This is a genomic window from Botryobacter ruber, from assembly GCF_003347595.2.
GTDB lineage: Bacteria > Bacteroidota > Bacteroidia > Cytophagales > Hymenobacteraceae > Pontibacter > Pontibacter ruber_A.
Map to the genome: position 1 here is coordinate 1 of NZ_QCZK02000005.1, position 24,275 is coordinate 24,275.

Annotated in this window: 20 protein-coding genes; 10 read left to right on the top strand and 10 right to left on the bottom strand. The window is 51.7% G+C overall.

Annotation, left to right across the window (positions count from 1 at the left end):
* The first annotated feature begins 343 nt into the window (after positions 1-343).
* The 4 genes from DCW36_RS00675 (at position 344) to DCW36_RS00690 (ending at position 4,039) form a co-directional block, all read left to right on the top strand.
* Positions 344-1,201, top strand: a complete 858-nt coding sequence (locus DCW36_RS00675; RefSeq protein ID WP_114784321.1) for a rhomboid family intramembrane serine protease — start codon at positions 344-346, stop codon at positions 1,199-1,201.
* Entirely contained in the window at positions 1,167-1,892 is a 726-nt protein-coding gene (locus DCW36_RS00680) for a TVP38/TMEM64 family protein (RefSeq protein WP_114784323.1), read from the top strand. Before DCW36_RS00675 ends, DCW36_RS00680 begins: the two co-directional genes overlap by 35 nt.
* A 610-nt stretch (positions 1,893-2,502) precedes the next feature.
* Entirely contained in the window at positions 2,503-3,429 is a 927-nt protein-coding gene (locus DCW36_RS00685; protein WP_114784325.1) for a hypothetical protein, read from the top strand.
* Positions 3,430-3,568: 139 nt separating this feature from the next.
* Positions 3,569-4,039: an META domain-containing protein gene (locus DCW36_RS00690; protein WP_205702846.1), complete on the top strand. Its 471-nt coding sequence runs from the start codon at positions 3,569-3,571 to the stop codon at positions 4,037-4,039.
* A gap of 1 nt (position 4,040) precedes the next feature.
* Here the strand turns inward: DCW36_RS00690 and DCW36_RS00695 are convergent, their stop codons facing one another.
* Positions 4,041-4,442 (bottom strand): hypothetical protein, encoded by a 402-nt coding sequence (locus tag DCW36_RS00695; protein WP_114784329.1) that lies wholly within the window; start codon positions 4,440-4,442, stop codon positions 4,041-4,043.
* A 78-nt stretch (positions 4,443-4,520) separates the two neighbouring features.
* Here DCW36_RS00695 and DCW36_RS00700 point away from each other — a divergent pair, with 78 nt between their 5' ends.
* On the top strand, positions 4,521-4,742 hold the full coding sequence (locus DCW36_RS00700; RefSeq protein WP_125185520.1) for a hypothetical protein: 222 nt from the start codon (positions 4,521-4,523) through the stop codon (positions 4,740-4,742).
* A 46-nt stretch (positions 4,743-4,788) separates the two neighbouring features.
* On the opposite strand, the gene DCW36_RS00705 is transcribed toward DCW36_RS00700, so the two are convergent.
* The 6 genes from DCW36_RS00705 to DCW36_RS22925 all read right to left on the bottom strand — a co-directional run bounded on the left by DCW36_RS00705 (position 4,789) and on the right by DCW36_RS22925 (position 11,879).
* Positions 4,789-5,082, bottom strand: a complete 294-nt coding sequence (locus DCW36_RS00705) for a phosphopantetheine-binding protein (RefSeq protein ID WP_114784331.1) — start codon at positions 5,080-5,082, stop codon at positions 4,789-4,791.
* Between the two features lie 112 nt (positions 5,083-5,194).
* Positions 5,195-8,374, bottom strand: a complete 3,180-nt coding sequence (locus DCW36_RS00710) for an efflux RND transporter permease subunit (RefSeq protein WP_114784333.1) — start codon at positions 8,372-8,374, stop codon at positions 5,195-5,197.
* Between the two features lie 190 nt (positions 8,375-8,564).
* Complete coding sequence (locus DCW36_RS00715; protein WP_114784335.1) at positions 8,565-9,623, bottom strand: efflux RND transporter periplasmic adaptor subunit; 1,059 nt, start codon at positions 9,621-9,623, stop codon at positions 8,565-8,567.
* A 20-nt stretch (positions 9,624-9,643) separates the two neighbouring features.
* Positions 9,644-10,987 (bottom strand): TolC family protein, encoded by a 1,344-nt coding sequence (locus DCW36_RS00720; protein WP_240675989.1) that lies wholly within the window; start codon positions 10,985-10,987, stop codon positions 9,644-9,646.
* A 70-nt stretch (positions 10,988-11,057) separates the two neighbouring features.
* The gene (locus DCW36_RS00725) at positions 11,058-11,525 is read right to left on the bottom strand and encodes a GbsR/MarR family transcriptional regulator (RefSeq protein ID WP_114784337.1); all 468 of its coding nucleotides are present in this window, start codon (positions 11,523-11,525) and stop codon (positions 11,058-11,060) included.
* Between the two features lie 222 nt (positions 11,526-11,747).
* Entirely contained in the window at positions 11,748-11,879 is a 132-nt protein-coding gene (locus tag DCW36_RS22925) for a hypothetical protein (protein ID WP_262708132.1), read from the bottom strand.
* Positions 11,880-12,001: 122 nt separating this feature from the next.
* On the opposite strand from DCW36_RS22925, the gene DCW36_RS00730 reads away from it, so the two are divergent.
* The 5 genes from DCW36_RS00730 to DCW36_RS00750 all read left to right on the top strand — a co-directional run bounded on the left by DCW36_RS00730 (position 12,002) and on the right by DCW36_RS00750 (position 19,642).
* Positions 12,002-12,796 carry a rhamnogalacturonan acetylesterase gene (locus tag DCW36_RS00730; RefSeq protein ID WP_240675990.1) on the top strand — a complete coding sequence of 265 codons (795 nt, stop codon included), beginning with the start codon at positions 12,002-12,004 and terminating at the stop codon, positions 12,794-12,796.
* Between the two features lie 92 nt (positions 12,797-12,888).
* A complete protein-coding gene (locus DCW36_RS00735) occupies positions 12,889-13,728 on the top strand; it encodes a rhamnogalacturonan acetylesterase (RefSeq protein WP_114784341.1) in 840 nt (279 codons plus the stop codon).
* A 239-nt stretch (positions 13,729-13,967) separates the two neighbouring features.
* Positions 13,968-14,957, top strand: coding sequence for a 2-hydroxyacid dehydrogenase (locus DCW36_RS00740; protein WP_114784343.1), 990 nt, complete (start codon positions 13,968-13,970; stop codon positions 14,955-14,957).
* A 214-nt stretch (positions 14,958-15,171) separates the two neighbouring features.
* Positions 15,172-17,148, top strand: a complete 1,977-nt coding sequence (locus DCW36_RS00745) for an RICIN domain-containing protein (RefSeq protein WP_114784345.1) — start codon at positions 15,172-15,174, stop codon at positions 17,146-17,148.
* Positions 17,149-17,494: 346 nt separating this feature from the next.
* On the top strand, positions 17,495-19,642 hold the full coding sequence (locus DCW36_RS00750) for a PAS domain-containing protein (protein WP_114784347.1): 2,148 nt from the start codon (positions 17,495-17,497) through the stop codon (positions 19,640-19,642).
* A 295-nt stretch (positions 19,643-19,937) separates the two neighbouring features.
* Here DCW36_RS00750 and DCW36_RS00755 read toward each other — a convergent pair whose 3' ends face one another.
* The 3 genes from DCW36_RS00755 to DCW36_RS00765 all read right to left on the bottom strand — a co-directional run bounded on the left by DCW36_RS00755 (position 19,938) and on the right by DCW36_RS00765 (position 24,213).
* Entirely contained in the window at positions 19,938-21,167 is a 1,230-nt protein-coding gene (locus DCW36_RS00755) for a sialidase family protein (RefSeq protein WP_114784349.1), read from the bottom strand.
* 254 nt (positions 21,168-21,421) lie between these two features.
* Positions 21,422-23,713 carry a TonB-dependent receptor gene (locus tag DCW36_RS00760; protein WP_205702847.1) on the bottom strand — a complete coding sequence of 764 codons (2,292 nt, stop codon included), beginning with the start codon at positions 23,711-23,713 and terminating at the stop codon, positions 21,422-21,424.
* A 122-nt stretch (positions 23,714-23,835) separates the two neighbouring features.
* Positions 23,836-24,213: a hypothetical protein gene (locus tag DCW36_RS00765; protein ID WP_114784353.1), complete on the bottom strand. Its 378-nt coding sequence runs from the start codon at positions 24,211-24,213 to the stop codon at positions 23,836-23,838.
* Positions 24,214-24,275 lie beyond the last annotated feature (62 nt).

The following is a 24,275-nucleotide window of genomic DNA, read 5'->3' on the forward strand; positions in this document are numbered from 1 at the left end:
GCCACGCCAGTTACAAACTGGCACCATAAATAACCACAAGTTACCGCTGCGCTCAAACTTGCGGTATATAAAGATAAAAAAGCCAATAGGCATTTGAAATAGTACAAAATTTTCCCTGCAAGATTAGCTTTGAAGGGGGTAAGGGGGATGATGCACGTACTGTGAATTCATTCATTTCCTGCAGCAGTACAGCAATAGTTTGTTCGCAGGTGTAAATCATCCCCCTGCCCCCTTCAAAGGGGGACAAAAAAAACTGCGTATCATCTGTAATTAAATTTAAGAAAGTTTGGTCTGATAAAAATGCCGTATTTTAGCTTTCAGATTATCAGATAAAGACCCGATCATGACAGAAAAAACAGCGCACCTGAAGGCTGAGCATAGCCGGTTTGCCTACAGCTTCCTGCCCGGTACCCTGTTTGTGCTGCTCCTCTGGCTCATTTTTGTACTCGCCTGGGTAACGGATGCCAACCTGGCCTGGTTGGGGGTGTTTCCGCACAATTTTTTCGGGCTGATAGGCATTTTCACGGGCCCGCTCATACACGGCGACCTGAAGCATGTCCTGTCCAACTCCTTTCCGCTTATCCTGCTTTCCGGCTTTATCTTGTTTACGCACAGGCGCAAAGCCTTATCGGTTTTTACGTTTGTGTACGTGGGCAGCGGCCAGCTGACCTGGTTTATCGGGCGGCACGCCTACCACATCGGGGCCAGTGGCGTAGTTTACGGACTGGCTGGTTTCCTGCTGTCGCAGGGGGTGCTGCGGCGCGACCGGGCCTCGCTGGCTGTTTCGCTGGCGGTGCTTTTCCTGTACGGCGGCCTTTTTTACGGGCTTTTTCCTTCCGAAGAGCGCATTTCCTGGGAAGGGCATATCGGTGGTGTGGTTGCCGGCTTCGGTGCTGCGCTGCTTTATGGCGAGCGCGTCCGGAAAGAAACGGCAGCCGGTGTGCCGGGGGCAGCGCAAGCCGTTAAAGCCCTGCAGGAGCAGCACCTGAGCAGCACTCTGCAGCCCCCGCAGCACCGGCTTCCGCTGCAGTATACCCTCGCAACGCCCGGAACAAACCAGAAATACCACTACCGTTACCAGCTGAACAACCGCACCGGCATGGTGGAGCCCCCAACCAACGAAGCTGCATCTTCGTCTAATACTCCTGAAAGAACAGGCAGGCGTTATGGCAGAAAAACAGAAACAGCAAAAGTCAACTGATACAGAGCATACCAAACAAAGCAAAATACCGCTAATTCTTACGGCTGTTCTGATTGGTGGCCTGGTGCTGGCTTACTTTTTAATCCCCGACTTCCAGGCGTGGCTGCGGGAAGGGTGGGGGGTGCTGAAAAGCGGCGACGAGCAGGAAATATCTTCCTGGGTGGGCCAGTTTGGCATCTGGGGACCTGTCTTTATCATTGCGGCCATGATCGTCCAGATGTTTTTGTTCGTGGTAAACGTGGTGGCCCTGATGCTGGTAGCCATCATTGCCTATGGCCCCTGGCTCGGTTCCGTGATTGCGGTTACTGCCGTGGTGGTGGCCTCTACTATCGGGTACATCATCGGGCGCTTGATCGGGCAGAATGGGGTCCGGAAGTTAATCGGGCATAAGGCGGAACGCAAAGTATCGGAGTTTGTGGACGACTATGGTACCTGGGCTATTATCATTGCCCGTGTTTCGCCTGTCCTTTCTAACGATGCCGTGAGCTTTGTAGCCGGTGTGGCCCGGATGGGCTATGTCCGTTTTATCAGCGCTACACTTGCCGGCATTGTGCCCCTTACCATCCTGCTCGCCTGGCTGGGCAAAGATTACGATACGTTAAAATCAGGCCTGATCTGGGTGGGCGTGGTCAGCCTGGTGATCTTCATCGGCTATATTGTTTATGATAAGTACTTCCGGAAGAAGTCGTAGCCCCGGTGGCAGCGTTTGTTTGCTGAAAAAAGTTCGCTGCAGCTGCCACCACTCCCGCTGCTCCTCCATAAGTAAACCATGCCTTTTTCGCTTGCCGTGCAATCTGCTGCTGCTGTCACCATTCCGTCTGCACCTCCATAATTATGTTACCGAATAATATTTACACAGTTTCACAAAACTATTCCCCCCTTTGTCATCCCGAAGGGATCTTGTGGGCGAACTGCACTTAGGTCAGCTAAAAGGAGTTTCTGAGTGGGAAGGCACTTTATTCTAGCGCTCGACCAAAATGTTTCTTAGAATGAACTTTCCCTGTAAGTGAAGAATATCTAATCAATTCATTTGTCAGCTCGACCACAGGGAGAGATCTGATACATTGCTATATTCTTCATCTCCAGATCTCTCCCTGCGGTCGAGATGAAATAACTCTGAAAATTATTTTGGTCGAGCACTTGCTGGTATACCATATCCAAACAGCTTCCCGTTTTTCCTGTTTCTGCCTGGGCAGCATACTGTTCCGGAGCGCAACTAAAACAGGTTTTTCTCAACACAAGCCGCGGTTAGCCGTTTAAATGTAAAGTTGAAGTACTAAATAAAAAAATGAACGATACCTATGGAAAGAGACGAGCAATATTTCAGACAAAACAACGGAGACTGGGAATACGATAATATCTGGAGAGGCGATACCAACCGGCAGGACCGCAACAGAGACCGGAACCGGAACTTTGAGAGCAGTGATAAAGTAGCGAACTACCAAAGCCGTTACCAGAATCGTGGAAACTATTACGGCATGCCCGACCGTGATGCCGAATACCAGAATGTGAGAATGACGGAAGGCAGTTCCTTTGGCCGTAACACTTCCGGACCTGTAGGAGGGTATGGCGCAACCAGTTACCGGGGTTCCCTGCAGGACCGCGACAGCAGCCGCCGCCAAGACGACTGGAGCAGCCGAAGCCGTTCCTCCTGGGATACCGACCAGGACCGGAACAGGCAGCAAGCCGGTAGCCGCAGCGACCACTACCACTACGGCGATCCGAACCCGTATATGGATTACAGCAGGCAGGGTGGCTACGAAAAAACCAGGGGCACCGGCTGGCGCAGCGAGTCGGACACCTACGAAGGCACCAGCTACAGCCCCAGCCGCTACTCCCACCAGGACAACAGCTACACCTCCGGAGGCGAAGGCAGAAGGTATGGCTCCTATGGCCGCGACGAAGAAGATAACTACGGGCACGACATGCGCAACCGGTTAGACCACCGGGAAGTTAGCCGTGGCGAGCACAACCGCAGCCGCTGGGAGAACGATTACAACCCGGAGCGCCACTACGGCAGCACCGGCAGGGGGTGGGACAGCAACCGCGATCGCGAATGGCACAACGTATCCGACAAATACAGCCAGCACCGCGACCGCGATATGTTTGACCACACCAACAGTAACTATCCGGGCAGCAGCCGGTACGCCCCCAGGCGCAGTTCCGGTCCTGACTGGTCTGCTAACTCCGCCGCCAGCGACTACAGCGTAAGCGATTTAAGAGGATAAACTGTTTCCTTCAGAAAAACCCACAGCCGGCCTGTGGGTTTTTTTATGCACGAATTTAGGGCAGCTGGTATACTTTGTATGTTCTTTACCCGTATTAGAGGTTGAATTAAAATACACCGCAAAAGCAATTAAACGCACCATGATGAAGCCCCTGACCCCTTTCCTGATGCCATTCCTGGTATTATTTTTAATGCTGATGAGTGCCTGTACCATCAAAAACCAGACAGTAGCCGGAGGACAGGCAAGCCTGCAGGATACCGACTGGATGCTCGTGTCGGTTGGCGACCAGGTCGTAACTGTGGAGCAGGACAACCGCACCAGTTATATCCATTTCGAAAAGGAAGACAATAAATTGAAGGGCTTTGGCAGCTGTAACAATTTCTTCGGCAGGTACCAGCTCGACGGTGCTACCCTGAAACTGAGCGGCATCGGCTCCACCCGGATGGCCTGCCCCAACATGCAGCTGGAAACAAAGTTGTTGCAGGCACTGGAAAAAGTAACGTCCTATTCTATCTCGGACCAACTCCTGACGCTTTATCAGAATAACAATGCCGTTGCCACGTTTCGTGCCGGCTACCTTCAGCCCCTGGACCAGGAGCCGGGCAGGTAATTTACCGCTTTTCTGTTTCGCTTGTCCTGAGCAGCAGCTCGTTGAATTTCTCGAGCAGGGCAATGTACTTGCGCTGCAGGTTTAGCAGCTCCGCCTCACACTCCTGCAAGGTCCGGTTTTTGGCAGGCTCCGGTTGTTCCCCATCAAATGGCAGCTGAAGGTTTGTTACGACCGGTGCAGGCTGTTTGAGTTCCTTCTTTACTTTACCTGCCAGGTGCGGAAACTCCTGCGAAAAGTCGTGGTGGATTACGTCGCCAATCTGCAGGATCAGGCTGTAGGGGATGGTGGTTTCTTTAAATTTATTGTAAAGCGTTCTCCTGCTTAAGTTGAGCTTTTCGGCTACCACACCCACAGCTATACCACTGTTCTTTATCCGCTCTTTTACAATTTCACCTCGATGCATACCTGCTGCTGCCTGACCGGCTATCTGTTTTTTCCTGATTTGTGATACAAAAATAAACAATCTGCACTTGTATCACAGGTGCAATTCTTAATCTTGTTTTCTTTTTATGCAGCACTAAAACTGCAGGAACAGCTTTCCTACAAAGGCATACCATTCCAAAACAAAGCAGCAGTGGCTGTGGTGACTGCAGCAGCAAATAAGAAAGCCCGTAATCCCGCAGCAAAAAGAGAGGGTGCAAAAGCTTTTACGCCTCTGCACCCTCTCAATCAAAACCAAATTACTGTAGAAACAGCTTCTTGACAGGCTTGCGCCATTTCTTTTGCTCCGGCGCTGCCCGGTTTCTGCACTACCTGCCCGAAGAGGGCGGTGCAGCGGTTGCGGGTGTGATGTTATACAGCTTGTACCGGTAAATAAAGTTTACAAAATCATCCACCGAGTAAACAGGCACATCGTCCGGAATGGTCAGGTTGTATTTCTTTTCGAGCTTGAGAATAATCTCCACCACATCAAGCAAATCGAAGTCCAGGTCGATGAGGTTGTTGACGGATTTTAACCGCTGCGGTGCTACTTTTTTTAAGGAACTGATGGTTTTAACTACTTCCGTGCGAATGGCACGGGCAGAAAAAGATCGGGTGCTCATAACATTTCAGGAAAATTATAGCAGTAAAAATTAATTGATCAAAGCAAAAGGGAACCTCCTGAAGCGCCCCATGTGCTGCACATGGGGCTTTTTCATCAGGCACCGTGGAGTATTAATGCACTAACTCGTGCTTCATTTTCTTCTCTTCGAGCAGGGCCGTTTCGTGCTCCAGCTCTTCGTGGGTTTTGTCTACCAGCTCGATTTTGGTTTTCTTATCCAACCCGAACTTCGCCATAATGCGGTCGAAGCCGTAGTAGATAACCGGTACCACGATCAGGGTCAGGAACATGGAGGAGGTAAGGCCACCAATCAGTGCCCAGGCCAGGCCGTTCTTCGTGGCTGCTACCGAACCGCCTGCCAGGGCAATCGGCAGCATACCAATCACCATCGCCAGCGTCGTCATCAGGATAGGGCGGAAGCGGATACGTACGGCTTCAATCAGGGCCTCTTTCACTGGCATGCCTTCTTCTTTCATGTTGTTGGTAAAGTCCACCACCATAATCGCGTTCTTGGCTACCAGGCCAATCATCATGATGATACCCAGGATGGAGAAGATGCTCAGCGACTGTGCTGCCAGCGCCAGGGCCAGCAAGGCACCGATAATAGCCAGCGGGATAGAGAACAACACCACCAGCGGGTACACATACGAGTCGTAAAGCGCCACCATAATCAGGTACACGAAGATGATAGAGGCCAGCAAGGCAATACCCAGCGTACCGAAACCTTCGCTCTGATTTTTGAGGTTACCGCCAAACTCGATGCTCACGCCGGCCGGCATGTTCACTTCCGCCAGTTTTGCCTGTATGTCGGCACCCACCGAACCCGACGGACGGCCGATTACCTGCGAGTTCACATTGATGGACGTTACACGGTTGTAACGCTCCAGCTGCGATGGGCCGGTAGACTGTCGGATGTCAGCAAACTGCCCCAGGCGCACCAGCTGCCCTTTATTGTTCACAAACGACAGGTTGGCAATATCGGTCACGCTGCGGCGGTCGAATTCGTCTAAGCGGATGTTGATGTCGTAGTCTTCGGTGCCGGAGCGGAAGGTAACATCAGAGTTGCCGCTGAAAGCCAGCTGCATGCTCGCACCTACGTTCTCCAGCGACAGGCCGACACTGGCCATCTTGTCGCGGTCTACTACCACTTCAATCTCCGGGTTACCGCCTTCTACCGACATTTCCGCGTCTGCTGTACCCGGCACGCCTTCTACTACACGCAATACCTGCTGCGAGAAAGCCATCACACTGTCCAGGTCGGAACCGGAAATGATGAGCTGAATTGGAGCCTGCGAGTTACCCACGAGGCCTACCGGTACCGGCGTTACCTCCACATCCGGGAGCCTGCTTTCGATGTCGGCTTTGGCCTGGCGGCTGAATTTGTCGGTGCTGAAGCTACGCTCCTTCACATCGACCAGCGTTACCGATACATCCGATTTGTAAGCCGTGTTCTGACCAGACTGCGCCGAAGAAGTGGTACCAACGGTAGTAAACACACGCTTCACTTCCGGAATTGACCGCAGGTATTCTTCCACCTGGCGGGTTGCAAAGTTTGTCTGCTCTACCGTTGCATTCTTCGGCAGTTCCAGTTGCAAGCTTACCTCGCCACGGTCACCGGCCGGGATAAATTCGGAACCTATAAAGCCCATCGGCACCAGCGCAAACGAAGCCACCAGCATCAGGAGTGTAACAGCCAGCGTGATGAACTTGTGGTTGAAAGCCCACTTCAGCGCAGCTGTAAAACCATCGATGATGTTGTCCAGGAAGCGCTCGAAGCTGAGGATAAATCTTCCAAAGAAGTTCTTATCCGAGATGTGCTCCAGGCGCGAGAAACGGCTGGCCAGCAGCGGAATCAGGGTAAAGGCAACGAAGAGCGAAATCATCGTCGATACGGCTACCACCACGGCAAACTGGCGCAGGATGTCCGAAACCAGACCTGATGAAAGCGCAATCGGGATAAACACGACCACAATTACAAGCGTGATGGACGTTACTGTGGCCATAATCTCACGGATACCGTCGTAAGCCGCCTGTGCCGGTTTCTTGCCCATCTCCATGTGGCGGTGAATGTTCTCAATTACCACGATGGCGTCGTCCACGAGAATACCTACTACCAGCGACAGCGCCAGCAGCGACATCAGGTTGAGCGAGTAGCCCAGCAGGTACATCGCAATAAAGGTAGCGATGAGGGAGGCCGGAATCGAAATCATCACAATCACGGCGTTGCGGAACGAGTGCAGGAAGAGCAGCATTACCGCCGCTACCAGGAACACCGCAATAAACAAGTCGTGAATTACCGAGTCGGCGGCTTCGAGCGTAAAGTCGGAAGAGTCGCTGGCAATGTTGAATTTCAGGCCTTGCGCTGCATAGGTTTGCTCCAGTTTGGCAAGTGCTTCTTTGGTGAGACGGCTTACCTCCACGGCGTTCGCATCCGATTGCTTCTGGATGGTGATACCTACCGATGGGCTTCCGTTTACGCGGGTCAGTACCTCGATATCTTTCTGCGTGTCCTGCACCTCGGCTACGTCGCCCAGGCGTACAATGCCGTTCTGGTCTTCGCGGATAATCAGGTTGCGCAGCTGGTCCAGCGACTGGAACTTACCAGCCAATCGGATTTGCGTCTGCCCGCTTTCCTGCTTGATTTTGCCTGTAGGGAAGTCGAGGTTGGAGTTGCGGATTTTCTGCTGTACCTGCAGGATAGACAGGTTCAGGGCTTCCAGCTTATTTGCGTCGATATTCACCTTAATCTCACGTTCCTGGCCACCGAGTACTTTGATTGCCGCCATCCCTTGAATACGCGATAACTCCGGCTTAATCTTCTTATCAATCAGGTCGAAGAATTCGGTTGGGGCCATGTTAGCGGTAGCACCCATCTTGATGATAGGCAGGTCGTCGAGGTCGAATTTGTTCAGCGTAGGCGCATCGGCATCATCCGGTAGTCTGGCCAGGATGGTATTGATTTTACGCTGTGCGTCCTGCAGGCTCAGGTCCACATCGGTGCCCTGGTTCAGCTGAATGACGATGATAGAAAAACTCTCCAGGGAGGTACTCTTCATCTCCTTCACGTTCTCCAGCGACGAAAGGGCGTCTTCAATCTCTTTGGTCACCGAGTTCTCTACTTCGTTAGGAGAGGCGCCCGGGTATAAAGTGGTAATAGAGAGTACCGGCGGATTGAACTTGGGAAGCAGCTCGTAGTTGAGCGATTGGTAGCTGACCAGACCCAGCAGCGTGAGGACGGTAAAAACCACCACCACCAGGGTCGACCGCTGTATCGATAATTTGGTTATATTCATTTTTTAGTTTCTTTTTGAAATTTTTTCCTCGAAGGTGTGCTGGTGCGAGCTTGTAGCTCGTACCTTCAATGCCCAGAATTTTTGCTGCATTACATTTGAAGCGGTATGTAGGTACGAGCTACAAGCTCGCACCAGCAGAAGGCTCGCACCAGCAAAAGAACCTGATTCAAGTTACAAACTTGAAGTATGGTTAATTTTTCAGCAGCGTTACTTTCATGCCATCGCGGAGGTTGATCTGGCCGCTGCGCACAATCTGCTCGCCTGGCTGCACACCGTCCAGGATCTCTACCTGGTGCTGGGTTACCACACCCACGCGCACTTTGCGCAGGCTGGCTACATTGTCTTTTACCACGTACACGCTCGGGTTCTGGATGCTGCCTACAATGGCTTCGCGCGGTAACAGGAGCGCGTCGCGCTGGTCGGCTACGTCGAAGAAGGCGGTGCCGTACATACCGGCGCGCAGGTTGTTGTTGGCGGCGTTCTGTACTTCAATTTCCACGTCGAACTTCAGGGTAGGGTCGGCTTGTGCGGCGATGGCGGTTACCACTCCTTCGTATTCCTGGCCGGCACCGGCATCGGCTTTCACTTTTACTTTCTGGCCTTTCTCGATGAGCAGCACTTCGCTTTCAGAAGCTTTTACTTTCAGCTTCAGCTTGTCCACGTTCACGATGTCGTAGAGCTTGGTGCCTGGGTTCAGGAAAGAACCAACTTCCACATAAATTTCATTTACCTCGCCGCTGATAGGAGCCGTGATGCGGGTTTTGTTCAGGCGCTGACGGGCAGCTACCAGTTGGCCTTCGGTGGATTTTGCCTGCAGGCGTACATCTTCGAGCTGGCGTTTGGTAATGGCATCGCCTTCCGCCAGGTTCTCGAAACGGGCCAGGTCGCGTTTTGCTTTTTCGGCGTTTGTTTGGGCAGTGGCCAGGTCGGCAGCGGCCGTATTACTTTCTACCTGTACCAGCAGTTCGCCGGCTCTTACTTTATCGCCTTTGCGCTTTAATACCTTCTGTATTTGCCCCTGCGTTTCCGACAACAGTGTCAGGCTCTGGATAGGAGCGAAGTTACCTTGTGCGGTAAAAGACTTGTCGAGTTTGGCAGACTCTACCTCTGTAACGGCAACCGGTATAGCGGTGCTTTTAATGTCGGCTACGGCGGCATTGGCGGCCATTTGCTCCTTGTTGCTCATCAGCTTAAAGCCTACAGCACCGAGTACCACAACTACAACTAAAATATAAATCAGCTTTTTCATTTTCGTTTTTTATTGACGTCTTATTTAATTAGGTTTTTAAGTTCTCCGGTTGCTTTCAGGTAACCCAGCTGTGCCAGCTGGTATTTGAGCACCTCGTTGTTCATGTTTGTTTTGGCTTCGCGCAGGCTAACTTCTGCCTCGAGCAGGTCGGTGAGCGGCGAGATGCCTTCTTTATAAAGTTCGTTGGTGGTGTCGTACACCTCCTGGGCCAGCTTCACGTTCTGCTCCTGGGCCACAATGGCGGTGGAGCTGTTCTGCAGCTGGTTGATGGAATTCTCGTAGCCCACAGCCAGGTTCTTCGTCAGCTTCTGCTTATCCGCCTCCAGCGACTTGATGTTAAATTCTGTCTGCTTTATCTGCGAATGTTTTTTGAACCCATCGAAAATCGGCACATTCAGTTGCAAGCCAATGATGCCGGTCGTGAACCAGGGCTGGCTGGCGTCGAAAAAGTTAAACTCTTTGCGCATGGCGTTGGCAGAATAGGTGCCGTTCAGCGAGAGCGTCGGGTAATAGCCCGCTTTGATGTTCTCCAGCTGCAGCTTGGTCAGCTCTGTCTGTTTGTTCAGCAGTTGTACCTGCGTCTGGCTCAGCAGCACATTGTCGCGGTCAGTGGCCTGTGCCGGAAGCACGATTTTGGTATCGGTTAAGGCAATACCCTCCTCCAGTGGCATCCCCATAAAAAACTTGAGGTAATTCATCTGCTGCTCAAGGGCGCTGATTAAGCTTTCCTTTTTGGTTTCGAGGTTGGTTTTATTCACCTTAATGCGGTTCACATCCACCTTTTTCACCAGGTCGTTCTCGTACTGCAGCTGCAGAATTTTATTTAACTGCTCCAGGCGGGCCAGGTTGGCTTCAATAATCTGGAACTGCTCTTTTGTCTGCAGAATCTGGAAGTAGGATGAGCTTACGTTATAAATAACTTCCTCTTCGGTCATGGCCTTGCGCAGGCGGTACAGGTCTTCGGTGCTCTTGGCGGCTTTCAGGCCCACAAAGTAGGATTGATTAAAAAGCAACTGCGACAGCTGCACACCAGCCGAGGCATTGTAGGGGTTACCAAACTGTACCGGGATCATTTCCTCGGGCTTTCCCTGGAACACGTTCGGGATAACCTGTACCGGAATAGACGGATAGGTATCGAACTTCCCGAAGCCGTTGAGTTGCGGCAGCCCATTACTTTTGGCCTCATTTACCTTATACCTGGCGCTCGATTGCTCGTAAGCGGCCTTTTGCACATCCTCGTTATGCTCCAGCGCATACGCCAGCGCCTCTTGGAGGCTGAGGGTTTTTACTTGCTCCTTATCCTGGGCTACGGCGGGTTGCAGCAGCAACAGGGCCAGCACCAGGGACAGATATTTTTTAATCACGGTTGTTAGTTTTTATGGTTTTTAATTTATTGGTTAGTTCAGAAAATTATGAACTGAATAGTTAAAAAAATTAGGTTCTACTTTTTTCCCAGCGCTCCACCAGCTTGGGCAGTTCCTGGTGCAGGAACTCCAGGAAGCTTACTACTTCCTCCAGTTTAGAGCAGTCGCAGTGGGTATTCTCTTCTTTTCGTAGTTCGAGCACCTCGCGCAGCAGCACCTGGAAACCGGTCATCACTTCAATTTTCTTCTTGAACCCTTCGCGCCAGTTTTTGATTTTGAGTTTAAAATACCGCTTCCGGTCTCCGGGAAACGTGGTGTATTCAATCTGCCCGGTCTGAATGAGCAGGTTAATCGCATTGCTCGTGGCGCTCTTGCTGATTTGCAGCAATTCGGTTATCTCGTCGAAAGTAAGTTGTGGCGTGCTGGAAACAAAAAGAAGTCCCATCACACGGGCAGCAGCAGGTTGCATGCCAGCCGTTTCATGAAAGATACCTATCTTCTCTACTAATGCTTTTTGTTTCTCGGTTAATATTGCCATTGTAATTTTGTTTCTTATATATTTGAAACGTTACAAAGGTAGGAGATAGTTTCTTTAGTTCATAATTTTGTGAACTAAAAATTTTGTCCGTTGATGCTAGTGATTATCTGAATCACGGATTTTTTAGATTACACCGATTTCACGGATTTTTTATCATACTTAATCTGTGTAATCCTTTCATCCGTTTAATCCGTGATTCAGACAAACATAAAATCACACCCATCATTTCATCACTACCATCAGCGGTTCAGACAAATAAGCTTCCGCCGCCGGTACAGGCAACTGTTTTAAAACAAACGAGCGTTCAGGACAGAGCAGGATAAGCAAGTTTAGTGATACAACTATATTTGCCATCAACTTATAGTTAGCTTAAATTTTTACTGATTTTTCGATACTTTTCGCAGGAGCAGAAGGGCGTATTTTGCCTTTATTTCCTGCGTTTCGCTGTGTACTCTTACGTCAAACCTACTAATTCTATGTTCAGAAGAAATCCGCTTACCTCTTTTCTTTACCTCGCCCTGATGGTTATTTGTTTTGCCTGTGCAGTGGGTGCCGGTAGTAAATCAAAAGAAAAACCTACGCTTTACATTATCGGCGACTCTACCGTACGTAACACCGGCGAAGGTGCCGGCGGCTGGGGTTCTTATATAGGGGAACTGTTCGATACCACCCGCATCAACATCAGCAACCAGGCCATGGCAGGCAGGAGCACCCGTACCTTTATCAAGGAAGGCCGCTGGGATAAAGTGCTGTCTACCATGAAACCGGGCGACTTTTTGATTATGCAGTTCGGCCATAACGAAGGCAGCGTACCGGATACGACCCGGGCCGGTTACCGGGGCGTGTTACGCGGAACCGGAGACGAAACCAAAGAACTGACCTGGAAAAACGGGGAGAAGGAGGTTGTGCACACCTACGGCTGGTACCTGCGCAAGTTTGTAAGAGAAGCCAAAGCCAAAGGCGCCACACCTGTTATTGCTTCCATGATTCCCCGCAACCAGTGGAAAGACGGCAAAGTACTGCGGGCAGACGAAACCTTCGGGAAATGGGCGCGCGAGATAGCGGAAGCTGAAGGAATCTATTTCGTGGACCTGAACAACATCACCGCCGAAAAGTATGAGAAGATGGGGCCGGAGCAGGTGCAGACCTACCACCCGAAAGACCACACGCACACCAACCCGGCAGGTGCCCGCATCAACGCGGCCTCGGTTGTGGAAGGCTTGCAGCAGAACAAAAAACACCCACTCAACAAGTACCTGAAGAAGTCCTGAGGCTGTGGTGGCTGCAGCTGAAAGTAAAACCAGCTTGCGGTTTGGGTTAAATCAATGAATTATAAACGCTAATCTAATTTACATACAACATCATGTTTCAATTCCTTTTTCGCAAAAGCAGCTTCGGTTATGTACTGCTGCTGGGCCTGCTGCTCTCAGCGGCCTGCGCTTCTGTAAAAACTTCGCAATCCGCAAAACCCACCCTGTTCCTGATAGGCGATTCAACGGTTAAGAATGGCAGAGGCGATGGCGCCGGCGGCCTGTGGGGCTGGGGCAGCTTTGTAGGCGAATATTTTGATACGACCAAAGTAAACGTAGAGAACCACGCGCTGGGCGGCACCAGCAGCCGCACCTTCCAGACCTACGGCCACTGGGATAAGGTACTGGCCAAAATTCAGCCGGGCGATTATGTGATGATGCAGTTCGGCCACAACGACAGCAGCCCGGTAAACGATACGCTTCGTGCCCGTGGCACCATACGCGGTGTAGGCGAGGAGATGGAAGAAATCGACAACCTGATCACCAAAAAGCACGAGGTGGTGCACAGCTATGGCTGGTACCTGCGCAAGTTTATCAGCGATATTAAAGCCAAAGGCGCCACGCCCATTGTTGTTTCCCCGATACCCCGGAACAGCTGGCGCGATGGCAAAGTGAACCGCGATACCAACAGCTACACCCAGTGGGCCGAAACCGTAGCCAGAACCGAAGGCGTTGCATTCATTAACCTGAACGAGCTGGTCGCCAACCGGTACGACAAGGAAGGCGAAGAAAAAGTGAGAAGCACTTACTTCAACACCAAGGATCGCACGCACCCGATAGAAGCCGGTTCACGGGTTAATGCGGAGCTCGTGGTCGCTGGTCTGAAGCAACTTAAAAACATGCCGCTGGCAAAATACCTGAATTCTGCCGGGAAAAACGCCAGTGCCATGTAAGGCTTTCCTTTAGGCCGGCATATAGCTTTAAAGCCTCTTTTTGCTGTGGATTATTGAGGCCATGGCAAAAAGAGGCTTTTTTTGTTTACTGCAGCTGCCACCACAGCCTCTGCTCCTGCATTTAACAGGTTCTTTTGATGGCGTACAGAACATACCGGTAGCCAACAAAAAAGGAACAGCTTAGTATAAGAACAAAAGTCAGAATACCATACTGTTTGTAAAGCCAACCCTACGATGCCATGAATATTACCTTCTTCAGCTCTAAGCCCTACGACCAGCAGTTTTTCCAGGAGGCAAACCAGGCCTACAACTATCATTTAAAGTTCCTGGAGCCCCACCTGCACAAGAGCACTGCGGTGCTGGCCAAAGGCACCGATGTGGTTTGTGTGTTCGTAAACGATGCGGTAAATGCCGAAGTGCTGGAGGAACTGGCGGCGCAGGGGGTGCGGCTGATCGCGTTGCGGTGTGCCGGCTACAACAACGTAGACCTGGTGGCGGCTGCCCGGCTGGGCATAAAAGTGGTGCGGGTACCGGCGTACTCGCCCTATTCCGTGGCCGAACATACCATTGCGCTTATCCTGACGCTGAACCGCAAAACCCACCGCGCCTATAACCGCGTGCGGGAAGGCAACTTTACCCTGAGCGGCCTGATGGGCTTCGACCTGCACGGCCGCACCGTTGGAATCATTGGGTTAGGTAAAATCGGGCTGGCCACTGCCCGTATCCTCAAAGGCTTTGGCTGCCATGTGCTGGGCTACGACATCGCCGAATCGGAAGAATCCACCAGCATCGGTGTCGATTTTACTGACCTGGATACCTTGTATAAGCGGTCGGACATCGTTTCGCTGCACTGCCCGCTCACGCCTGAAACCTATCACATCATCAACGAGCACTCTATTGGCAAAATGAAAAAAGGCGTGATGCTGATAAACACCAGCAGGGGCGCTTTGATCGATACCAAAGCGGTGATAAAAGGACTGAAAACCGGGCAGATCAGCTACCTGGGGCTGGACGTGTACGAAGAAGAGGCGGACCTGTTTTTTGAAGATTATTCCGGTATCGTGATCCAGGACGATGTGTTTATGCGTCTGCTCTCCTTCAACAACGTGCTGATAACGGGGCACCAGGCCTTCTTTACCAGCAATGCCTTAAGCAAAATTGCAGAAGTAACGCTGCAGAACATTTCCGACTTCGAAAAAAATGTCCCTTTAAAAAATGCTGTATCCTGAGCGCAACTGAATCTGCTGCCTCAGGCGGATAGCCTATGGTGTACCTGCTTTCCGGTTCGTTTCGGTTATCAGGAATGAAATTGAAAGAACATCTTTGCAAAACCCGTACCCAACCTGAACTATCAACTTTACAGCAACTGCTGCGCTTACAGGACAGCGCAGGATAAGCCTTTGGGCAGCGAAGCATAATTTAGCCACAGGTAACCAGCAAATTATGTCCCGACTTCTACTTTCCCGACTACCAGGCAAATTTATTCCGGCAAGGCAGCTGTTTCACATGGTGCTACTCTTTTTCCTGAGCTTGCTCTTTGCGTTACAGGTAACAGCAGCACCGGCAGCAGGAATCTTAGTTGATCAGAAAGCACATACACTGGTCGCTCCGGAGGGGAAATCGTATGTGTGGTACTTCCAGGGCGGGCAGCTGGTGGGGGAGCAGAACAGGCAACTGGCTATTACCAGCTCTGGAACTTATGCGGTAAAGGTCGTAAACGCTGACGGCGCGGAAACGTGGCAACAGGTAACGGTGGCCGTGCAGCCGGATGGTACCATTAAAAAGATTTTCCTGATCGGCGATTCTACGGTGCAGTTCTACGAGTCCGGGTGGTATCCGCAGACGGGCTGGGGGCAGGTGCTGCCGCATTTTTTTGATGAAAGCCAGGTAACCATTGTGAACAAGGCAGTAGGAGGTACCAGCTCGAAAAGCTTTTATGACAACTTCTGGGCTGCTGTCCTCAGCGAAGTGTCGGAAGGGGATTATGTGTTCATCCAGTTCGGCCACAACGATTACAACCCTAACGACCCCGCCCGCAACACCGATGCGGCTACTACCTACAAGCAATACCTGCTCAACTACATCAACCAGACCAAAAACAAGAAAGCCTTTCCGGTGCTGGTAACGCCCATGCACCGCAACAGCTGGAACGGCGACCAGATCGTGAATGGCTGGAAAGGCTATCCGCAGGCGATGCGGGAGATGGCCGCCCAGACCAATACGCCGCTTATCGACCTGCATAACCGCTCCGAAGCCCTTTTTGAATCGTTGGGCCGTGCCTACGTGGAGAAGCACATTTTCCTGCACCTGAAGGCAGGTGAATATCCGAGGTATCCGCTGGATGTCAGCGACCTGACCGACAATGTACACTTCCAGGAAATGGGCGCCACCGAACTGGCGAAACTGGTTGTGGAAGGCATAAAAGACTTACCTGCCCGGGCTGAAATGGCAGCCCTGATGCCGCACCTGAAGCCTTTGCACGAGCTTACGGTAACTGCTGACATCACCCAGGACGCCACCCTTACCCGCACGGGCAGCTACCCGGCAGGCCTGCGGCTTACGCTAAAAGCAAACCGGCCGGCCGGCTTTCATTTTGCAGGCTGGACCGACAGCAATGGCAAGCTGGCAGGTATAAAGATGAACCACAGCTTTACCATGCCCGACCACGCGGTCCGTTTTCAGGCGAACTTTTCTCCTGTAGAAGCAGCTCCGCTTGTGGCTGGAGCAACCTACCGGATCGAGGCGCAGCACAGTCAACTGTTCCTGGACATCAATAACCTCTGGCGAAACGCAAACTCGCCTACTGCCAACGGCACCGAAATAGTGCAGTACCCGTACACCGGCAACCTGAGCCAGCACTGGGTGCTGAACGATGCAGGGAATGGCTATTTTTTCATTACCTCTGCCGCCAGCAACAAGTCGATGGATGTGCAGGCAAAGTCTACGGCCGATGGCGCCACCATTCTGCAGTACACTACCGGAACGGCAACCAGTACAAACCAGCATTTCAGGCTGGAGCAAAACACCGACGGTAGCTACAACATCATAGCCAGGCACAGTAACAAGTGCCTGCAGATACCGGATGCGTCCACGGCCAGCGGCGCCCTGCTGAAACAGGTGACCTGCGGCGCTGAAAACAGCCAGAAGTTTATCCTGCACCGCCTGGTGGTGGCCAGCTCACCGGAAGAAGAGGCGCTGGCAAACGAATTACTGCTTTACCCGAATCCTTCCAGGTCAGGGTTCCGGCTCCAGGCAAGCTTCAGGTTCAGCTACCTGGTTTACGATGCGCTTGGTAACATACAGGAAGAAGGAACCGGTTATCAGGAAAAGGAGATAGGTGCAGCCCTTAAACCAGGTATGTATTTCCTGAAAGTGCAGCTTGGAACAAAAGCCAGGTTTATCAAACTCATCAAGGAATAACAGGTAGCAAAACAAACAGCAGTCTCCGCAGCAACAAGGGCTGTGCGGGCTGTTTACGAAGAGCAGCAGAGGCAATGGTGGCAGCAGCAGAAACCTTTTGCAGCAGTTTTCAGGGTGCCTGAAAGCCTCTTTAGCCGCGTTTTTTTTCTGCTGCCGCAGCCACCATTGCCTCTGCTCCTCCCTTGCATGGGTGCCGGTAATATCATCCGGGGAAATAGTGTAGAAGAACTTTTGAAAAGCATTCTACGGAGAATATTATCTGAAAAAATGAATTTGAAGATATTTGTTTCTACAAATTTCAGGCAGCATCGTAGATAAATCATCCTGGTTATTATCCTGATGATCAATGAATAACATTGCAAACTTCGATCCTGGTACTCTGATGAATCCGTTGATCGCAGCAAGACTGCGCTTGTTTTCGAGAGTTGCCAGCCTGGTCGTAGTGGTTGCTGGTGTGCTGGTGCTGCTCGGGTGGTTGTTTAACATGGAAGGGCTGAAGCGGATAAACGACGATTTTGTAGCCATGAATCCCTTGACAGCTATCTGCTTTATTTTGTCAGGGACAGGCTTGTGGCTGCTGCAAGAGCCTGTTCGAAAAAAACTACCTGCCAGGGTGCTGGCCGGTACGGTTACCTTCTTTGGTTTCCTCAAACTCCTTACCGTTCTTCTTAAGTTTTATTTCCCCCTCGACCAGGTTTTATTTTCGGATAAGCTTTTTGAAGAAGCACTGGGCATACCGAATGTGATGGCTCCGAACACCGCCTTCTCCTTTATGCTTGCCGGTCTGGCGCTGCTGCTGATCGATGTAGAATTCGGGTACCGGAAAAGGCCTGCGCAGTTCATCTGTATCCTGATCACGTTGCTGGCCATCCTTTCCATTTACGGCTATATTTATGGCGTTGACTACCTGATTGGGTTCGCCGCTTACATTCCAATGGCTGTAAACACAGCCATTGCCTTTCTGATCCTGGCGGTCGGCATCCTGTTTGCAAGACCGGACAAGGGAAGCATGGGCGTTATTTTCAGCAGCGAAGAAACCGGCGAAGCTTTGTTCTCGCGCCTGTTTGCCATCGTTTTTCCGCTCATGCTCGGGTGGCTGAAGCTGAAGGGCGAAAAGATCGGCTATTTTAACAGTGAATTCGGGACGGCCTTGTTTGCCATTTCAACTTATGCCTTTTCCATGTTCCTGCTGGGCAGAAATGCCGTGATGAAGTACCGCGTCCGGAAGCAAAGGCTGAAAACGTTACATCTGCTCCAGGACGATGCCAAAAAGCTGCAGTCTATCCTGGACAACGCCTCGTCGCTGGTGTATATCAAAGACCTTTCCGGGGCTTACGAACAGGTGAACCGCCAGTTTGAGACTGTTTTTAAGCTCAAAAGTAACCAGGTAAAAGGCAAAACGGAGTATGATATTTTTTCAAAAGATATCGCGAAAGAGATTTACGAAAACGACAGGGAAGTACTGGACACCGGCGCCACCAAGTACCTGGAAGAGGTGTTTATGCTGGAGGATGAGGAACGGACGTACCTGACGGTGAAGTTTCCGCTGAAAGACCTGGAGGGCGATCTGTATGGCCTGTGCAGCATCTCGACCGATATCACCGAACGCAAGAAAATGGAGGAACTGCTGCGCGAAAATGAGCAGCGGCTCAATGCCATCCTGGCCGGTATGGGCGAAGCGGTAGTGGTAGTTGACAACACAGGCAAATTCATTTTCTTTAACGACATAGCCGAAGAAGTTTTAGGCCTCGGGCTTACAGATACTCCGGTGGCCGAATGGTCATCGAGGTATGGCTCGTTTATGCCGGACGGCAAAACCGAGTTTCCGCCGGAGGAACTGCCGCTGTTCCGGGGCCTGAAAGGAGAATCGACGGACGATGTCGAAATTTTTGTCCGGAATGCCAACATACCGGACGGCCGGTCGATTAAAGTGACCGGACGGCCAATTTATAACGACACCAACGAGATCATAGCCAGTGTGGTCGTAGCCCGCGACATTACGCACGAGAAGCACCTGGAGCACCTGATCCACGAAAACGAACAGCGGCTGCACACCGTGATAGCCACCATGGGCGAAGGCGTGGTAGTGGCCGATAAGCGGGGCCGGTTTGTGCTGTTCAACAAAAAAGCCGAAGAAATTCTGGGCATGGGCCTGGAAGAAATGTCGGCTGCCGAGTGGTCGAAACGCTACCGGATTTTCAAACTGGATGGCAAAACCCTTTACCCGGCCGAGGAGCTACCGCTGGCCAAAGCGCTAAGAGGCGAAGCAACCGATGATGTGGAGCTGTGCATCAAAAATTCGAAATTCCCGCACGGGAAACTAATCAGCGTGTCAGGCCGGCCTATTTTTGATGATGAAGGAAAAGTAGCGGCCGGTGTCGTCGATTTCAGGGACGTAAGCGACATCAGGCACATGGAACACGCCCTGGAGCAAATAAAGGAAAAATACCAGTTTTTAATTAACAGGCGCCGCCGTTTCAAAGAAATAAAGTAACGAATGTTACGCAGAAAGCTTGTTGTTCCCCTTTAATGCTAATCTTGTAGGGAAAAATCCTGCTTCAAGTTACGCTGCGCTAAACTTGAAGCAGTTCTTGCTCATTTAACGAGCTAAGGTAATGGTTGCAAAACAGACAATTTTTTCCCTACAAGATCAGCTTCAAAGGGGGACTTTTCCTTCTAAAGTAAATTGGTGTGTAATCTCAGTTAAGTAAGAAAAAACTTTACTGCACCTGCCACCACAGCCTCTGCTCCTGAAAGGTTTCTCTTTTGAAAAAGCTCAATGTTCCTGCTTACTCCGCCACGGTTACCAGCCGGTACCATACTTCGCTTCCTTTTTCCGGTTTTTGGGTGTAGGCCACCAGCAGGTTCCTGGCAGCAATCGGCGTGATAACCGGGTAAACTGCCGTAACCGAATCGGGGGTGAGGTGGGTGGAGCTGAGCAGTTCGCCTGTTTCGTTCCTGATCTGTAATCCGATGCTGCTGCCTGCGCTTTTCCGTTCGTCCCAGACAATAGCCAGCCTGCCCTGGTCAAAGACTGTCATCTGCGGGTGCTTGGCTGCTTGTGCCGTGCTGACTGGCTTTTTGGGATAAAACCCTTTGCCATCGTGCCAGCTGTAGAACACACCTCTGCCGCCGCCCATGGTATACCAGGCGTAGTGCATGCCTTTCCCGTTCGAGGCCATGGTAGGGCCGGTGTGGGGGCAGCCCCTGATTACCCAGTTGTCTTCGCTGATGCGCTCCGGCCCGGAAAAATTCCGGCCATTGTCTGCCGACACCATGTGCATCATATCGCGGATGCTGTCGTTCAGGATTCCCCGGTAGGCTACGTGCAGCCTTTTTTGCTCATCCACATACAAGTCGGTGCGGCAGCACTGGCACAGCTGCCGGTCTATCGCTTTTTCCCCGGTAAAGCCATTGCGGCCACTTGTGCGGGCGAAGTAAAGCGAGGAGCCTTCTTTGGGCGTGTCTTTCCGGGAGTCGAGCCAGACGGCGGCTATTTCGCCATCAGGCAGTAGGGCCATGTCGAAGTAGCGCTCGTCGATGCTGTTGACCGTATTCTCTGCCAGTTGTTTGGGAGCCGTCCAGGTGTTGCCGCCGTCGAAGGACTGGGTATAGTACACCAGCCCGGCATAGCTGTTTTCCGGGTTCGGATTGCTCACGGCAAACATGGCCATCATATCCCCATTCTCCTTAAACAGTAACTTCGACAGGTTCTCGTCGTGCGGGTAAACGCCTTTGGTGGTCGGGATGGCTTTGGGGGCACCGAACGTTTTGCCGCCATCAGCCGAAACGGCGTAGTGCAGCAGGTAATTTTCTGCCGCTTCTGTCGCCTGTACCCAGCAGAGAACGGGATTTCCTTTTTCATCTTTGGTAAGAAAAGGGCAGGAGGCTTCCCTTCCTGCAGTTGACACCCGGAAGGCCTCAGGGGCTTTTTCTTCGGTTGTTGAGCTGGGCGTGCAGCTGCCCAGCAGCAGCAGTGCGAAGAGGTAAAAAGGGAGTAGTTTAAACGTTCTTTTCATTTTTAATTCAAGTTAATACCTGGCATTAGGCATAAAATAAAATAGGAGGAGCTGTTTCATTCTAACTTTCTGCTATTCAAAATGAACAATAAAAGTAACTGTCATTTCTAACGCAGTGAGAAATCTAAATATTTCAAGCATTTGGGTCAGTACCAGATTTCTCACTGCGTTCGAAATGACACAAATGATTTGAATGAATCAGCCTTTTTCAAAGGGGTACAGAATACCGTCTGTGTTACATCAATTAATATGGCTTATTTCTCCTCAGCCGCAAACCGGTAGCCAATGCCGAGGTGGAAGGTCCTGGGGTTTCCCTGGCGGTAGCTTTTGCCATAGGCGTTTTTATCAACGGTGGTGGCATAAAGCGTATCACTAAGATTAAGCGCATTCAGCCAAATTTCAAATCCACGGAAGGAGTAGCCGGCCCGGGCATTTAGCAGGTCGTAGCCGCCGTATTTTTCGGTGTTGGCCGCATCCATATAGTATCTACCTAAGTGCTGCCATTCCAGGCCCAGCCGGAGCCCCTGCACCAAACGGGGCTTCCAGGTTAGTTCGGTATTGCCGATAAAACGTGGCGCAGTCGCCATTTCGTTATCGTTATAGGTTGTACCACGCTCCACAAAATCGATAAAACTATGGCAGGCATTGGTGCCGCTCAACCTGAAGGTAATACTTTCTACGGGGGCATACTTCAGCGTGTACTCCACGCCATAGTGCCTGGTTCTGCCGGCATTCTGATTCTGGTAAGCGCCATCGGGCAGGCGCACCGAAATAATTTCATCTTTGCCAATCAGCTGGTAGGCGCTCACATCCAGGTAGCCCCGGTGCTGCGCAAAGCTAAGCCAGCCGCCAACCTCGTAGTTGGTATAGTAAGAGGGTTTCAGGCTGGGCACCTGCACGCCCCGGTACAGCTCCGTAATCTGCGGCGGCGCAAACCCGACGCTGTAGTTGGCATAGCCCCCGATGCCCTTTCCGAAGTCGTAGGTCAGTCCCAGTTTAGGGGAGAAACTTTTGAAGCCGTTTCGTTCGTCGGGCGCTCCGGTATAAGCGCCGGGAGCCAGTTTATTGTCGAAGTGATAGTCCAGCCGGTCGTAGCGCAGGGCGGTTACCAGTTTCAGTTTTTCGGTTGGGTTGATTTCGAACTGCGCATAGGCGGCGGTATTGAGCAGCTGCACGTTGTAGTCTGTCAGCAGCGAATCGGTGCGGGTGTAGCCGGTGTAAACGCCTGTTTCGTCCCGGTCGATATCAATAAAGTGTGCCTGGTAGGCGGCAGGGCTATAATCCGCACTTAAACCGCCGATCAGCCGGGCCTGCAGAAAATCAAAGGACTTGCTGTGCTGGGCAACCAGGCCATAGCTCCGGAAAGAATCTTTGTTGAGCTCGCCCCTTGCTTTCATTGGATTGCCAGCAACGTTTTTAATAGCATAAAAAGGGTTCTGGCCAATAGCGTTGTTACGGAAAAACAGCGTCAGCTGGGTGTGGTGCTGTGTATTCCACTGGTGTTCCAGCGTGCTTCTTACCCGCAGGGCATTTACTTTCCGGTAAGTAAAGGTGTGGAGGCTGGAGTATTCCTGCTCATAGAAGCGGGTACTGTCGAGGCCGCCGGTCTGGTCGGTTTTGTAGTCGACGAGGGTGGCGGAGGTGATCAGTTTGCTTTTGTCGCTGATCCGGTAGTCGGTCCGGAGGGTGAGCGCCAGTTTATCGAAGTCGCTGTGGCTGATGATGCCGTTGCGCTGGACGGCGTAGTAACCGCTGGCACGAATGCCCAGCTTGCCCGCGGTGCCGGAGGCGCTGAAATCGGTGCGCCGGTAGCCGCGGTTGCTGGTTTCCAGCTGCAGCCTGGCCGTTGGCTGCTGTGTAGGCGCCTGCGTGATAAAATTGACTGCGCCCCCGATGGCTTCGCTGCCGTAGAGCGAGGAAGCAGGTCCCCGGATCACCTCAATCGTTTTCAGGGCCGCCATGTTTATTTCAATCAGGGCGTTGTGGTTAAAATCGCCGGTGGTCCGGATCGGGATACCGTCTTCCAGGTACAGAAACAGGCTCTTGTACCCGATGGGCTGCCGGATGGCCATGGTATGCTGCTCGTTGCCCAGGTTTACCATGTACACGCCGCTTACCTTGTTGAGCACCTGCTCCAGCGAAGCTGGTTTTGTATCAGAGATAACCTGCGTGGAGATGGAACTGATGGCAACCGGCACATCTGTCCGTAGCTGCGCCTCGCGGCTGGCCGAAACAATCACCTGGTTCAGCTGGCTTTCGGAGGGCTGCAGCTTCACGAGTGCCTCTTTCCCGGTTACAGGGAGTTTCTGCGCCTGGTAGCCCAGGTGAAAAATAAACAGCGAATCAGGTGTGCTGTCGGAGGAAATGCTAAAACTGCCGGAGGTACCGGTAATGGTGCCGGTGCGGGCGTTGATGAGCTGTACGCTCACGCCCTCCAGCGGCTCTTTGGTAAGTGCATCGATCACCCTGCCCCCTTGGGTGGTCTGGGCGCTGGCACTAAAGCCCAGCACCATGATGCACAGGATACAGAGTAAGTATCGTTGCATGGTTTTGATTCTTTCGTCAGAAAATTAAAACAGAAGTATGGCCGTGGTTGCCTGTGCGGGAAACGCAAGGCAGCAGCAGACATAACACCGGCATAGGAAAGCGTGCCGGTCAGCATTTTAATCTAGGCGAGGAACCGGGGAGGGTGGAAGATAGCCAGCGGCGCCAGGCGGACCGGGCCGGTGATATACCGGGTATTCAGCGAAATCTGGTCGGAGGAAGGATATGTTTTTAACTGGAATAGATCCTGGCAGTACAGGTTGATACTGTAATCCTGCGCCTGGCTCTGCTTATCCGAGTGCTTGTTAGACTGCTCCTCTTTCTGCAGCTGTTTCTGAAGATAACAGTGGCCCTCGCAGTGCAACTCTGGCTTATCCCTGTTAATGCACAGAAACTCCATGATATACTCCTTGTTGGCCTGGTAATCCACCACCAGCAGCACCTTGCTGAAGGTCTGCACCAGCATCAGGAAAAGGAGCGATACGATGAATAAGCTTTTCAAGGACTTACAGTTTTGACAAAGGTAGGGCAGAAGCTGCTAATTCTAAATGATATACGTCATTA